Origin of the sequence: Gordonia hydrophobica NBRC 16057 (assembly GCF_001592365.1) — a bacterium.
GTDB classification, from domain to species: Bacteria; Actinomycetota; Actinomycetes; order Mycobacteriales; family Mycobacteriaceae; genus Gordonia; species Gordonia hydrophobica.
The window spans coordinates 26,997-40,121 of record NZ_BCWU01000012.1; the positions used below are offsets into that span (position 1 = coordinate 26,997).

The 13,125-nt window shown below is 69.3% G+C and carries 13 protein-coding genes; 6 read left to right on the plus strand and 7 right to left on the minus strand.

Features of this window, described 5'->3' with window-relative positions; genetic code table 11:
- Positions 1 to 28: 28 nt before the first annotated feature.
- The gene (locus tag GH2_RS17535) at positions 29 to 967 is read right to left on the minus strand and encodes a threonine/serine dehydratase (protein WP_066171052.1); all 939 of its coding nucleotides are present in this window, start codon (positions 965 to 967) and stop codon (positions 29 to 31) included.
- A 151-nt stretch (positions 968 to 1,118) separates the two neighbouring features.
- Between GH2_RS17535 and GH2_RS17540 the strand changes: the two genes are divergently transcribed.
- A complete protein-coding gene (locus GH2_RS17540; RefSeq protein ID WP_066171055.1) occupies positions 1,119 to 1,703 on the plus strand; it encodes a helix-turn-helix domain-containing protein in 585 nt (194 codons plus the stop codon).
- An 18-nt stretch (positions 1,704 to 1,721) separates the two neighbouring features.
- On the opposite strand, the gene GH2_RS17545 is transcribed toward GH2_RS17540, so the two are convergent.
- Positions 1,722 to 2,312 (minus strand): TetR/AcrR family transcriptional regulator, encoded by a 591-nt coding sequence (locus GH2_RS17545; protein ID WP_066171058.1) that lies wholly within the window; start codon positions 2,310 to 2,312, stop codon positions 1,722 to 1,724.
- Positions 2,313 to 2,411: 99 nt separating this feature from the next.
- On the opposite strand from GH2_RS17545, the gene GH2_RS17550 reads away from it, so the two are divergent.
- Together GH2_RS17550 and GH2_RS17555 are read left to right on the plus strand one after the other, a co-directional pair.
- Complete coding sequence (locus GH2_RS17550) at positions 2,412 to 2,801, plus strand: DUF1304 domain-containing protein (RefSeq protein ID WP_066171060.1); 390 nt, start codon at positions 2,412 to 2,414, stop codon at positions 2,799 to 2,801.
- Between the two features lie 35 nt (positions 2,802 to 2,836).
- Positions 2,837 to 3,859 (plus strand): NADP-dependent oxidoreductase, encoded by a 1,023-nt coding sequence (locus GH2_RS17555; RefSeq protein ID WP_066171063.1) that lies wholly within the window; start codon positions 2,837 to 2,839, stop codon positions 3,857 to 3,859.
- A 31-nt stretch (positions 3,860 to 3,890) separates the two neighbouring features.
- Here the strand turns inward: GH2_RS17555 and GH2_RS17560 are convergent, their stop codons facing one another.
- From GH2_RS17560 to GH2_RS17570, 3 genes are read right to left on the minus strand one after another with little or no spacing between them, the layout of a single operon-like run.
- Positions 3,891 to 5,159, minus strand: a complete 1,269-nt coding sequence (locus tag GH2_RS17560; RefSeq protein ID WP_066171066.1) for a competence/damage-inducible protein A — start codon at positions 5,157 to 5,159, stop codon at positions 3,891 to 3,893.
- 24 nt (positions 5,160 to 5,183) lie between these two features.
- Positions 5,184 to 6,935, minus strand: a complete 1,752-nt coding sequence (locus GH2_RS17565; RefSeq protein WP_066171070.1) for an ABC transporter ATP-binding protein — start codon at positions 6,933 to 6,935, stop codon at positions 5,184 to 5,186.
- Positions 6,932 to 8,650: an ABC transporter transmembrane domain-containing protein gene (locus GH2_RS17570; protein WP_066171073.1), complete on the minus strand. Its 1,719-nt coding sequence runs from the start codon at positions 8,648 to 8,650 to the stop codon at positions 6,932 to 6,934. Before GH2_RS17570 ends, GH2_RS17565 begins: the two co-directional genes overlap by 4 nt.
- Before the next feature lie 162 nt (positions 8,651 to 8,812).
- On the opposite strand from GH2_RS17570, the gene GH2_RS17575 reads away from it, so the two are divergent.
- Both GH2_RS17575 and GH2_RS17580 read left to right on the plus strand, forming a co-directional pair.
- The gene (locus GH2_RS17575; RefSeq protein WP_066171076.1) at positions 8,813 to 9,343 is read left to right on the plus strand and encodes a DinB family protein; all 531 of its coding nucleotides are present in this window, start codon (positions 8,813 to 8,815) and stop codon (positions 9,341 to 9,343) included.
- Between the two features lie 57 nt (positions 9,344 to 9,400).
- Positions 9,401 to 10,252, plus strand: a complete 852-nt coding sequence (locus GH2_RS17580; RefSeq protein WP_066171079.1) for a patatin-like phospholipase family protein — start codon at positions 9,401 to 9,403, stop codon at positions 10,250 to 10,252.
- A 1-nt stretch (position 10,253) separates the two neighbouring features.
- Here the strand turns inward: GH2_RS17580 and GH2_RS17585 are convergent, their stop codons facing one another.
- Both GH2_RS17585 and GH2_RS17590 read right to left on the minus strand, forming a co-directional pair.
- On the minus strand, positions 10,254 to 11,078 hold the full coding sequence (locus tag GH2_RS17585; RefSeq protein ID WP_066171080.1) for an aldo/keto reductase: 825 nt from the start codon (positions 11,076 to 11,078) through the stop codon (positions 10,254 to 10,256).
- Positions 11,079 to 11,129: 51 nt separating this feature from the next.
- Entirely contained in the window at positions 11,130 to 12,338 is a 1,209-nt protein-coding gene (locus GH2_RS17590; protein WP_066171085.1) for an MFS transporter, read from the minus strand.
- 162 nt (positions 12,339 to 12,500) lie between these two features.
- On the opposite strand from GH2_RS17590, the gene GH2_RS17595 reads away from it, so the two are divergent.
- Entirely contained in the window at positions 12,501 to 12,953 is a 453-nt protein-coding gene (locus tag GH2_RS17595; RefSeq protein ID WP_066171087.1) for a MarR family winged helix-turn-helix transcriptional regulator, read from the plus strand.
- Positions 12,954 to 13,125 lie beyond the last annotated feature (172 nt).

A 13,125-nucleotide genomic window follows, 5' to 3' on the forward strand; every position in this document is an offset into this window, starting at 1 on the left:
GGCACCGCATCGACACCGTCGGGCCTCGCTACTCGCCGAGGCTCCGCAGATCAGTGTTCGCTCCGCACACGATGACGGCGATCCGCTCGCCCGGCACCGGTTGATACACGCCCGACGTCAGGGCGGCGAGAGCCGTCGCCGCACCGTGCTCCGCCGCGATGCGATAGTCGTCCCACAACACGTCGCGGGCAGCGACGATCGCCGCATCGTCGACGAGCACGCTGCGCGGAGGCGTCGCGGTCGCGACCTCGAACGCCTCGGCACCGATACGGCGCGCACCGAGTGAGTCTGCGGCGACTCCGGACACCGTCACGTCGACCGGATGCCCGGCGCTCAGCGCCGAATGCAGGGTCGGAATGCGCGCAGGCTCCACGGCGACGACCCGCACATCGTGAGCTGCCGCGACCGTCGCGACACCGGCGTACAGACCACCGCCACCCACCGCCACGACGATCGTGTCGACGTCGGGCAGATCCTCGATGATCTCCACGCCGATCACGCCGGCACCGGCGGCGATGTCGGGCTGGTCGTAAGCGTGACAGAACAGCGCACCCGTGGCGGCGACGTATTCCTGCGCAGCCTCATACGCCTCGGCGTACTCGGTGCCGACCTGCCGCACCTGCGCACCGTACTGTCGGAGCCGCTCCACTTTGACCTGCGGCACAGTCTCGGGGACGAACACCGTCGCCGGCACGCCGAGCGCTGCCGCGGCGAAGGCGTTCGCCAGCCCGGCATTGCCGCCGGAGGCCGCAACCACACCCACACTCTCGTCCACCTCGCCGCGCGCAACGGCAGCGAGCTGCCGATTGAACGCACCACGGGTCTTGAACACACCGCACTTCTGCAGGAACTCCGCCTTGATCCAGATCTGCGCGCCGCCGATCGGGTCGGCGGCGAACAACGGCGTACGACGCACATACGCTGCGGTTCGCTCGCACGCCGCCTCCACATCAGCAACGGTCAACATGTGAGATCCTCCGATTGGATGGCTTATTATCATGAACGTACCGTTCATTTTAATGAACTCACGTGATCGAGCAACCTCGGAGGGGGGCGTCTGAATCACCCCGCCCCGCACCGGCAGCGAGTGCGCATCACAGCATCCGCACGATGGGATCATGGACGACGTGACTGACGAATCGAAAGCCGCCGGACCCGCCGTGAGCACGATTGCCGCGGCGATCGGCACCCGCATCGCGCAACGTCGCACACTTCGAGGGATGTCGGCCGCAGAACTCGCCAGACGTGCCGGACTCTCCAAAGGCACCATGTCCGCCATCGAGGCGGGCACTGCGAACCCGACCATCTCGACCCTCGACGCCATCGCCGTCGCACTGCGCATCCCGATGACCGATCTGCTGGCCCACGACACCGAGCCCGGTCCCGTGCACATGCCCGGCACCGAGATCGCGGACGGCGAGGAGAAGCGGGAGTTGCTGCGACGCATCAGCGGCGGCCACAGTCTGGAGATCTGGCGCATGCGCCTGCCCGCCCATCACGCGAGCGACGGCGTTCCCCACGCACCCGGCACGATCGAGCACCTCTACGTCGCCGCCGGCCATCTCACCGCGGGACCGACAGACGCTTTGGTGGACCTGGGCCCCGGAGACATGCTCGCGTACGCGGGCGACGTACCGCACCACTACCGAACCGGAGACGAGCCCGTCGACCTCACGGTGACGTTCGCCACGCCGGTCACCTGACGCGGACTCCGCCTCGGCCTACGCGGACTGCTGCACGGCAAGGAGGTTTCGCGCGGCGTCGAGTGCCTGCGCGGCGATGTCGGGGTCGATGCGCACCAGGGTGAACGCAGTGATGACGTGGCTGGTGCAGGCGTCGGCGATCGCCTCCTGCGTCGCAGCGGTCAGGTGCGGCAGCCGCGCGCGGACGCCCGCGGTGAATGCGGTCCGCAGTTCCGCGGCGTACGCACTGATGACGTGTGCGACGGCGGCGTCGTGACCGATCGGAGCGCCTGCGGTGTTGACCAGGAGGCAGCCGCTGGTGGCAGGCAGCGTGCCCGCCCGCAGGAGTGCGGCGCGAAGCCCGGCGAGGTACTGGTCGATCGCCTCGGGGTCGACGTCGCCGCCGGTCAGCGGCCGCAGCCGCGGACGGACGACCTCGCCGAGGTAACTGTCGACGGCGGCGTCGAACAGGCCGCGCTTGGAGCCGAACGCATGGTAGATGCTCGACCGGCTCAGACCGGTCGCCCGCTCCAACTCGGGCAACGACGCCCCTTCGAACCCGCGTGCCCAGAACACTCCGCGCGCGGCACGGATCACGTCGTCCGTGTCGAACGTCTGATTGCGCCCCATCTCACCCTCCAGTTTATGAACTGACCATTCCAGTATATATTGGATCGGTCAGTTCACTAAACGGGTGCGCCGTCCGGCGCCTTGCCAAGGAGTCACACCATGGTCATCACGGGTCTCATCCTCGCCGGCGTCGCGGCGCTGGTACACGTCTTCATCTTCTATCTGGAATCCATCGCGTGGACCAGCGAGCGCGCCCGCGCGACGTTCGGCACCGGCACGGTGGACGAGGCCGCCGCGCAGAAGGACTTGGCGTTCAATCAAGGGTTCTACAACCTGTTCCTCGCCATCGCCGTCGGCCTCGGCATCGTGCTGTACTCCGCCGGGCAGCACGCGGTCGGCGCGACGCTCGTGTTCACCGGCGCCGGCTCCATGGTCGCCGCGTCTGCGGTCCTGCTCCTGTCGAGCCCTGACAAGGCTGCGGCCGCGTTGAAGCAGGGCGTCATCCCGACGCTCGGCGTCATCGCCCTCGCCATCGGCCTCGCACTCTGACCGCGCCCCCTACCTGCACAGAAAGGCCACACCACATGTCGCACACCACCAGCACCCAGGTCCAGCTCGTCACCCGTCCCCGCGGTTGGCCTACACACGACGACTTCCGCACCGTCGCCGTCGACTACGACGACCTCGCGCCGGGTCAGGTGCGGGTGCGCAACGACTTCCTGTCCGTCGATCCCTACATGCGCGGCCGTATGAACGACGCCAAGAGCTACATTCCGCCGTTCGTGCTCGGCGAGACGATGACCGGCGGCGCCATCGGGCACGTCGTTGAGTCCGCCGACGAAGCGCTTCCGGTCGGTACGCTGGTGCAGCACGACCTCGGCTGGCGCGACATCGCGCAGGCCGACGCCGCCGCGTTCCGGGCCGTCCCCGAACTGCCGGGCGTCCCCCTCTCGGTGCGGCTCGGCATCCTCGGCATGACGGGCATGACCGCCTACGTCGGCCTCACCGCGATCGCCGGAATGACCGAGGGCGACACCGTCTTCGTCTCGGGCGCCGCGGGCGCAGTCGGCACCGCCGCCGGGCAGATCGCCCGTCTCCTCGGCGCCAAGCGCGTCATCGGATCCGCGGGCTCTGCGGAGAAGGTGGCCCTGCTGACCGAGAAGTACGGCTACGACGCCGCGTTCAACTACAAGGACGGCCCGGTGCGCAAGCAGTTGGCCGCCCTGGCGCCGGAAGGCGTCGACGTGTACTTCGACAACGTCGGCGGCGAGCATCTGGAAGCAGCCCTCGACGTCATGAACGACGGCGGACGCGTCGCCCTGTGCGGGGTCATCAGCGTCATGAACACGGCCGGCCGGCCCGTCGGCCCGAACAACATGGCGAACATCATCACCCGCGGACTCACGCTCAAGGGCTTCACGCTGGGCAACTACGTCCACCTGGCCCCGGAGTTCTCCCAGCGCATGACCGCCTGGTTCGGCGAAGGGAAGATCGCCTACGACGAGACCATCGTCGACGGCATCGAGCACGCGGTGGACGCGTTCCTCGACATGATGCGCGGCGCCAACACCGGAAAGATGCTCGTCCGCATCGCCTCCGACGCCTGACGGCCGGTCCCGACAGGGCGGTCCCCCGCCCTCACTCCCTCAGCGCTCGCGCCGCCAGATGCAGCGCCGCCGACGTCGCACGGCGGCGGACGGCGGCGCGATCGCCCGGGAAGTTGCGCGTGATCGTGACCGTCTCGCGGCCGTCGATCGCCAGGCCGAAGCAGACGGTGCCGACCGGCTTGCCCGGCACAGCGCCGCCGGGCCCGGCGATGCCGGTGGTCGACACGGCGATGTCGGAGCCGAGGACGCGGCGTGCGCCCTCGGCCATCGCCTTCGCGACGGGTTCGCTCACGGCGCCGACCTCGCCGATCAGATCCGCGGGCACGCCGAGGACGCCCGACTTCACCTCGTTCGCATACGAGACCACGCCGCCGAGCAGGTACGACGACGAGCCCGCGCGGTCGGTGAGCGCGGCGGCCACCAGCCCGCCGGTGCACGACTCGGCGGTGCCGATGGTGCGGCCGTCGAGCAGACCCGCGAGGACCTCGCCGATCGTCGAGCCGTCGGTCGAGTAGACCCGATCCCCGTGCCGCGCGAGGATCACGTCCTCCACCGCCTGATACGTCGGTGCGGCGCCGGCTTCGAACCGCGTGACGATCTCCAGTTCGCCGTCGCTCATGCACGTGGTGATCTCCAGCGCGTCGAACCCCGCGATCTCGCTCTCGGCCTGCAGCAGCGACTCCGCGAGGTCGGCTTCGGAGAGACCGTAGGCGCGCAACGTGTGCTGGCGGTACGAATCGCGGTCGGCAATCGCTGCGACCACGGCCGGCGTCGCGAGCGCGGACGCCCACATCGCCTGCACCTCGTGGGGCGGTCCGGGCAGGACCAGGATCGCAGGCAGCTCGTCGGTCGCGGCGACGGCGACGCCCGGTGCCGTTCCCGTCGGCGGAACGGCCTCGGCCCCGTCAGGGATCAGCGCCTGTTTGTCGATGGCCGCGGTCATCGCCGGGGTCAGGTCGCCGCTGACCTTGCGCCAGTTGCGGATCACTGCCTCGATCGTGGCCCGCATCTCCGGATCGGTGTGCAGCTCCCGACCGGTGAACTCGCTGACGACGGCGACGGTGAGGTCGTCGGCCGTCGGCCCGAGTCCCCCGGTTGTGACGATGAGATCGACGCCTTCGTCGGCGAGGAACCGCAGCTGCGCCAGGAGGTCGTCGGAACGGTCGCCGCAGACCGTGATGTGGGCGACCTCGACGCCGAGCTCCAGGAGCTGGGCCGACACCCAGGGTCCGTTGCGATCAGAGATCCGGCCGCTGAGGACTTCGGTTCCGGTGACGACGATTCCAGCGCGTGTGCTCACGCTTCGAGGTTACGTTCTGACCGCTCACCCGCGGAATCGGCTCCATGCCGACCACAGTTCGGCGTAGCGACCGCCGGCCCGGCGCAGCGCGTCGTGTGTTCCGTTCTCGACGATGCGGCCGCCCTCCATCACCAGAATCCGATCGGCGCGCGCGGCCTGAGTGAGTCGATGGGCGATCACCAGGGCCGTCCGCCCTTCGAGCGCCGCCTGCGCGCCGTCCTCGAGGACGTCGGCGTCGGCGCTGTCGGCGTCGGCGGTGGCCTCGTCGAAGATGACCACCGGTGGATCCAGCAGCATCAACCGCGCCAACGCGATCTGTTGTTCGCGCATCGGCGTCAACGCGTGACCGCCCGCGCCGACCACGGTCTCGAGTCCGTCCGGCAGCAGCGCGACCCACTCCCACGCGCCGACGGCCTCCAGCGCCGAGCGCACTTGGTCGGGCGTGGCGTCGGGCGCGGTGAGCCGGAGATCGTCGATCAGCGGACCCGAGAAGACGTGCACCTCCTGCGTCACCAGCACGGGACGCTCGTCGATCGCGAGGTCGCGGAGGTCGACGTCGCCGACCGTGATGGTCCCGGACTCGGGCTCGTGGATGCCGGCGAGCAGGGCGGCGAGGGTCGTCTTGCCCGCCCCGGAACTGCCGACGACGGCGACGGTCTCCCCCGGTTCGACGACGATGCTGACCTCGTGGAGCACCGTGCGGGCGTCGCGGTGGTAGCGGAAGGTGACGGCGTCGGTCTGCAGCCTGCGCGCCCCGCTCCCGACGGCGACGGCGTCCTCGGGCGGCCCTTCTCCATCCCCGATCACGCCGACGATGCGACTGAGCGACGCCGCGCCGGACTGGATCGGATCCATCACCAGCAGCAGCCCGGCGATGGGGTCGAACAACCGTAGGAACAGGAGCATGGCGGTCGTGGCGGCGCCGACGGTGGCGCTGCCGGCGTCGACGAGGAGGAAGCCGACGATCACGATGGTCGCCATGCCGAGGAACTCGGCGAAGTTGAGCCGGCCGAACAGCCGGTTGTTGGTGATGCGGGCGCGCATCGACCACTTCACGACGCCCCACGAGCCGGCGTCGATCCGTTCGGCCGACCGCCCGACCAGACCGAACGCGTGGACCGTCGCGAGCCCGCGGACGGCGCCGAGCACGTGGTGCGCACGGCGCGCCATGGCGGCGCGTTCCCCGCGATACACCGGCGGCGCCACCGTCAGGAACATGCGCATGGCGAACCAGTACACCGGAACGATCACCACGATCACGGCGAGGAAGCGCCAGTCCAGCGCGGCGAAGCCGATCGCGGTGACCACGACCGTGAACGCCGATCTCGACAGCATCGGCACCCCGGTCGCGATGGCCTCGCTGACCACTTCCACGTCGTCGGTGGCCCGCGAGACGAGGTCGCCCGACCCGGCCTCCTCCACTCGGGACTGCGGCAATGCCAACGCCGCGCCGACCATGTCCTCGCGGAGTCGGGCGAGCGCGGTCTCGAACAACTGCGCCGACAACGCCACACCGAGCCCGGTCAGCACCGCCGATCCCAGCGCGGCGACCGCCATCGCGATGCCGATGCGCGCGATGTCGGCGGTGGAGCCGGAATCGATCGCGGTGTCGACCATGGCGCCGAAGCCCCACGGGACGACGAGGCCGAGCGCGGCACCGCCGAACAGGATGGTGACGACGCCGGCCAGTGCCCAGTGCCTGCCCGCGAGCAGTCCACGGACGTAGGCCAGCGTGCTGCGGCCGTCGGCGACGGCCAGGGTGCGGTCCGCGGTCATCGCGCCACCCCGGGGTCCATTCGTCCCGAGTCCAGCCGGCCGAGATCGACGACGGTGTCGGCGACGGCCACGAGAGTCGGCGACCAGGTGAAGATCACCGTGGCGCGACCGCGTCGGACGTCGGCGAGTCGGCCCGCGATCGTCGCCTCGGTGACCGAGTCGACGGCGCTCGTGGGTTCCACGAGCACCAGCGTCTCGGTGTCCGACGCGAGTGCACGGGCCAACGCCACGCGCTGCCGCTGCCCGCCCGAGAGCAGGCGTCCGGCTTCGCCGACCGGGGTGTCGAGTCCGTTCGGGAGGACCTCGATGATGTCCTCGCAGGCCGCCGCCAGGAGCGCGGCCGCCACCCGGTCGCCGGCGCCGCTGTCGATGTTGTCGGCGATGCTGCCTTCGAACAACGTGGTGGCCGCGGGCGCGACGCGCACCGCCCGCAGCGCGGCGTCTTCGGTGAGCGCGAACAGATCCGTCTCGCCGGCCCACACCCGCCCCTGCTGCGGTGGCGCGGTGCGCGCGAGGAGTGCGGTCAACTGGGCCGCGACGTCGGCGTCGCACCGGATGACGGTGACACCCTCCGACGGCAGCGTGAGATCGACCGGCGTTGCTGCGGCGCCGACGCCGTCGAACCGGATCGGCGTCACCGCCGTCCCGACCGCCGGGTCGTCGCCCGCCGGCCGGGCGACGGGCGCCCGCAACACCAGCAGCACCCGCTTGGCCGACGCCTGGGCACCCGCCCACACCCGTCCGAAGTTGGTGCCGAGCGCACCGAGCGGACCCATCACGAACTGGGTCAGACCGACGACGGTGATGAGTTGACCGACGGTCAGCGACCCGGACACGGCCATGATGCCGCCGACCACGCCGACCGCGACGACGAAGACCGCGGCGATCGCCTCCATCGACCCGACGTAGACGCCCTGCGACCGCCGCGCTTGGATCACTGCGGCCAGTGCCCGTGAACTGGCGCCACGGTAGCGGCGCAGCGCCTCGTCCTCGACGTGCACACCCTTGATCACCCGGAACCCGGCGACCAGATCGGCGGCCGAGGCGGCGGCGTCGCCTGCGGCCTGCTGCTCGGATTCGCTGCGGCGGCGCAGCGGACCGCCCGCCTTGTCGAGCAGCCAGAGGATGAGCGGTGCCCCGACGAGGACCAGCAGCCCCACCTGCCACGAGACGGTGAACAACACGATGCCGCAGAAGAAGACGGACGCGACTTCGCCGATCGGATACAGCGTGAGGGAGACGGCGATGGCGAGCCGCTGCACATCCGACGTCGCGATCGAGAGCAGGACGCCCGGCGAGTGGCCGCCGCCGAGCCCACGCGGGTCCAGGATGCGGTCGGTGACCTGCGTGCGCAGCCGATGCTGAATGGTCTGCATCCCGAGGAAGCCGATCCGCGAGCCGAAGCGGTAGCTGAACGACAAGAACGCGAAGACCGCCGCGAGGATCGCGACCCAGCGCAGCGTGGCCGCCCAGTCGCCCGTGGCGATGCCGCGGTCGATCGCCAGACCCATCACGACCGGCACCAGCGCTTCGCCGATCTGATGCCCGATGATCAGGAACATCGCCGGAACGGTCAGCGATCGCCGACCGAACGCGGTGCGCAGGACCAGCTTTCGCGGCGTGGTGTGCTCGTCGACCCGGATCGGTCGCAAGTGCTGCGGCTCGTCCGGAGCTTCGAAGAACACCGGGAGCCTGCTCTGGGTCCAGTCCGCCACATCGCCTCCCGTCGGGCACGGAGTCAGCCCAACGTAGGACAGCCTAACTTGCAGGGTGCGGCGGCTGCGCACCGGTCGCCGACCCCATCACGCGCCCTCATCTGTTCGACGGGACTTTCCCTCGCGGCGCCGCCCAGGTGAATCACGTCCTACGCTGGTCTCATGACCCGCAAACCGGATACCAAGGACTGGACCTGGGTGATCCAACGGCAGTGCGACGAATGCGGGTTCGATCCCGCGCAGTTCCGCCGCACCGAGATCGACGCCCGCATCCGCGCGACCGCAGACGGCTGGCGCACCGTCCTCGCCCGGCCGGATGTCACGACGCGGCCCGATCCGGACACCTGGTCGCCGCTGGAGTACGCGTGCCACGTGCGCGACGTGAACGCCGTGATGACCGAGCGCCTGGAGCTGATGCTGCGGACGCAGCCGGTGACCTTCGCCGACTGGGATCAGGATTCCGCCGAGGCGGAAGCGGAGTACAACGCCCAGAATCCGGCCACGGTCGGCGACCAACTGGAGGCCGCGACCACCGGGTTCGCCGAGCTGTACCGGACCGTCGGCGAGAACGACTGGAGCCGGCAGGGCCTGCGCAGCAATGGATCTGCGTTCACCGTCGAGACGTTGGGGATCTACGCGCTCCACGACCTCGAGCATCACCGCGTCGACGTCGGCCTCCCCGCCCGCACCTGACCCATTCGGCCCCGGGGTGCCCGAATCGTCCTATCGTGGGGTCAGGGAGGTGTCGTCATGACCACAGCGCTGGTTCTCTCCGGTGGCGCGAATCTCGGCGCGATCCAAGTCGGGATGTTGCGCGCGCTCACCGAGATCGACGTGCAACCGGACTTTCTGGTGGGCACGTCGGTCGGCGCGCTCAACGCGGCATTCGTCGCGGGACGCGGTCTGCGGCCCGACATCGTCGACGATCTGGAGAAGATCTGGCACGGGCTCACCACGTGGCAGCTGTTTCCGCCGCGTCCGCAGCAACTCCTCGGCGCACTGCTCGGTCGCAAGTCCTCACTGTTCGGTGATCAAGGCATCCGTCGACTCGCGGAGAAGCACCTCGACTTCGATCGGATCGAGGAGACGCGGATCCCGCTGACCGTGGTCGCGACCGACCTGGTGACCGGCAACGAGGTCGACATCACCGCCGGTCCGGCGTCCGACGCGATCGTCGCGAGTGCGGCGATCCCCGGGCTGCTGCCGCCCGTGCCGTGGCACGGCCGCCTGCTGATCGACGGCGGCATCGCCGACAACACCGCCATCTCCAACGCTGTCGAGGGCGGCGCCGACACCATCTACGTCCTGCCCTGCGGATATCCGTGTGCGCTCGCCGATCCGCCGAAGGGCGTCCCGGACACCTTGCTGCACACGATGACGCTGCTGATCCACAAGCGACTGTTGCGCGACATCCGCGAGTACACCGACGACGCCGATCTGATCGTCCTGCCTCCGCCGTGCCCACTCGACATCGGGCCGCTGGACTTCTCGCGGGCCGACGAGCTCATCGTCCGTGGATACCAGACCTCGGTGGCGTTCCTGCAGACCGACGGTGGTCGGCGGAGCAATCCCGCCGACCACATCGCGGTCCACACACACTGACTCAGCCGTTGAACGTCGCCGGGTGCTTGCCGATACGACCGCCGGCCTCGAGGTCGTCGATCGCGGTCATCTCGGAGGCCGTCAAGTCGAAGCCGAACAGATCGAAGTTCGATTCGATGCGCGACGGCGTCACCGACTTCGGGATGACGATGGTGCCGTGCTGCACATGCCAGCGCAGCACCACCTGGGCCGGGGTCACCTCGTGCCGCTCGGCGGCGTCGACCACCGCGGGCTCCGAGAGCGCGGCGCCCTGTGCGAGCGGGCTCCACGCCTCGGTGGCGATCCCGTAGCGCCGGTTGGCCTCGACGGTCTCCCGGTTCTGGAACGCCGGGTGCAGTTCCACCTGGTTGACGGCGGGAACGGCGCCACCGAGCGCGGCGACGCGGTCGAGGTGCTCGGGCAGGAAGTTGGAGACGCCGATGGCCCGGGTCTTGGCGGTGCCGAGCGCGTCGAGTTGCTGCCAGGTGTCGAGGTAGTCGTCGGTCGCGGGCGCGGGCCAGTGGATCAGGTAGAGGTCCACGTAGTCCAGCGCCAGTCGTTCCAGGCTCGCGTCGAGTGCATCCGCGGCCTTGCCCGCGCCGAGGTCACCGATCCACAGCTTGGTGGTGATGAACAGTTCGTCGCGGTCGACGCCCGACGCGGCCAGTGCGCGGCCGACGCCCTGCTCGTTGCCGTAGATCGTCGCGGTGTCGATGCTGCGGTAGCCCTTCTCCAGCGCTACTTCGACGGCCTCCTGCGCGCCGTCGTCGGGCACCTGGAACACCCCGAAGCCGACCTGGGGCATCTGCACGCCGTTGTTGAGGGTGATGGTGGGAATCTCGGACATTTCTCTCCTGATGTTCGATGCGATGACGATGTGGTCGTGGTGTCTACGGTGTCAGCCGACGCCGGCCGATGCACGCTGAACGGGCTGTGATTCCGGTGTGCGGATGCGTGCGTACTCGCCGCCGGGCAGTGTGGTCGCAACGCCGAAGACGAGGAGGCCTGCGGCGGTGATGGCGGCGCCCACCCACAGCGGCGCGGTGTAGCCGAGGCCCGCCGCCAGGGTCAGGCCGGCGATCCAGGCGCCGAATGCGTTGCCGACGTTGAACGCGGCGATGTTGGCGCCCGAGGCCAGCGTCGGGGCGTCGGAGGCGAAGTTCATGATGCGCATCTGCAGTCCGGGAACCGTCGCGAATCCGAGTCCACCCATCAAGACCAACGCGATCAGGGTGGCGACCTGCGAGGTCGCGGTGAGTGCGAAGGCCGCCAGGACCACGGTCAGTCCGACGAACAGCACGATCAGGGTGCGCGGCAGGTTCTTGTCGGCGGCGCGTCCGCCCACCAGGTTGCCGACGAACAAGCCGACGCCGAAGAGGACCAGCAGCCACGGGACCGTCGACGAGTCGAAGTCGCTGACTCCGGTGAGGGTGAAGGCGATGTAACTGAAGGCGCCGAACATGCCCCCGTATCCGAGGATCGTGACGATCATCGAGAGCCACACCTGCCGACTGCGGAAGATGACGAACTCGTCGAGGACACGGCCCTCGCGTTCCGGTGCGGCGGTCGGTGCGACGAGCACCGCGATGCCGACCAGAGCGACGACGCCGATGATCGTGATCGCCCAGAAGGTGGCGCGCCAGCCTGCCGCTTGGCCGAGGAAGGTTCCGAGTGGCACGCCGAGCACGTTGGCGATGGTCAGACCGGCGAACATGATCGAGATGGCGGCGGCGCGACGGTTCGGCGAGACGAGGTCCGCAGCCACCACCGAGCCGATGCCGAAGAACGCTCCGTGGCACAGCGCGGCGACGATCCGACCGGCGAGCATCAGTTCGTAACTGCCGGCCACGGCCGACATGAGGTTCCCGATGATGAACAGGACGAGCAGCCCCAGCAGCGCCTTCTTCCGGTCGACGCGGCCGAGTCCGGCGGTGATGATGATGGCGCCGACGGCGACCGAGAGCGCGTAGCCGGAGATGAGGTAGCCGGCGACGGACTCGGAGACGGCGAAGTCGCTCGCCACCTCCGGTAGGAGGCCCATGATGCCGAATTCGGTCAGTCCGATGCCGAATCCGCCCAGGGCGAGCGCGTAGAGCGCGACGGGCATGATTACTCCTTGGCGAGGTGATGGATTGGCACGACCGCCCTGACGAACGTCGTACGCAATAAGCCGCGTGTGCAATCATTGCAGACGCAACGTAGATAGTTGCACACGCGGCTTACCCGCGCAAGGTGTTATGCTGTTGTCGACCTCACGAAAGGCTGTGACATGGGAATTGCCGACGACGCCGTCGAAATCCGCGCGCGGGGATGGCGCACTCTCGTCGCGCTGCATTCGCTGATCGAGACCCGCCTCGAGAAGTCACTGCAGAGCGAGCACGGACTGTCCGTCGTCGAATTCACCGTCCTGGACGCCCTGAGCCGACAGGACGGCTGGCATATGCGCATGCAGCAGCTCGCACGCGCCGCCGCCCTCTCCAGCAGCGCGACCACGCGCCTGGTCACTCGACTCGAGGACCGCGCACTCCTCACCCGCATCTTGTGCGCCGACGACCGGCGGGGCATCTATACCGAGCTCACGCCGGCGGGGGTCGAACTCCTCCAGCAGGCGCGTCCCACACACGATGCCGTGCTGGAAGAAGCGCTGACCACGGCCGCCGAACAACCCGAGTTGGCGCCACTCGCGGACGCCATTCACGCCCGCACACCCGCCGCGCATTAGATGTCGGATTCCGGCGACCGGCGTTAGTGGAGGTCGCCGCAGTGGGCGTCACGAGGGCGGGTGAACCCCGCGCACCACTTCGCGTCGAGCCGCACCACTTGCGGCTCCCGCACTTGGTCGCGACCGAGTGCGGGAACGAGAAGTGGTGCGGCTCGACGCGAAGTGATGCGTC

What these genes read in the sequence shown, in the direction of transcription:
- GH2_RS17565 (WP_066171070.1), bottom strand. Translation starts at nt 6,935, where the DNA reads ATGACCGCGGACCGCACCCTGGCCGTCGCCGACGGCCGCAGCACGCTG.
- GH2_RS17595 (WP_066171087.1), top strand. Translation starts at nt 12,501, where the DNA reads ATGGGAATTGCCGACGACGCCGTCGAAATCCGCGCGCGGGGATGGCGC.
- GH2_RS17580 (WP_066171079.1), top strand. Translation starts at nt 9,401, where the DNA reads ATGACCACAGCGCTGGTTCTCTCCGGTGGCGCGAATCTCGGCGCGATC.
- GH2_RS17585 (WP_066171080.1), bottom strand. Translation starts at nt 11,078, where the DNA reads ATGTCCGAGATTCCCACCATCACCCTCAACAACGGCGTGCAGATGCCC.
- GH2_RS17555 (WP_066171063.1), top strand. Translation starts at nt 2,837, where the DNA reads ATGTCGCACACCACCAGCACCCAGGTCCAGCTCGTCACCCGTCCCCGC.
- GH2_RS17590 (WP_066171085.1), bottom strand. Translation starts at nt 12,338, where the DNA reads ATGCCCGTCGCGCTCTACGCGCTCGCCCTGGGCGGATTCGGCATCGGA.
- GH2_RS17575 (WP_066171076.1), top strand. Translation starts at nt 8,813, where the DNA reads ATGACCCGCAAACCGGATACCAAGGACTGGACCTGGGTGATCCAACGG.
- GH2_RS17545 (WP_066171058.1), bottom strand. Translation starts at nt 2,312, where the DNA reads ATGGGGCGCAATCAGACGTTCGACACGGACGACGTGATCCGTGCCGCG.
- GH2_RS17535 (WP_066171052.1), bottom strand. Translation starts at nt 967, where the DNA reads ATGTTGACCGTTGCTGATGTGGAGGCGGCGTGCGAGCGAACCGCAGCG.
- GH2_RS17550 (WP_066171060.1), top strand. Translation starts at nt 2,412, where the DNA reads ATGGTCATCACGGGTCTCATCCTCGCCGGCGTCGCGGCGCTGGTACAC.
- GH2_RS17540 (WP_066171055.1), top strand. Translation starts at nt 1,119, where the DNA reads ATGGACGACGTGACTGACGAATCGAAAGCCGCCGGACCCGCCGTGAGC.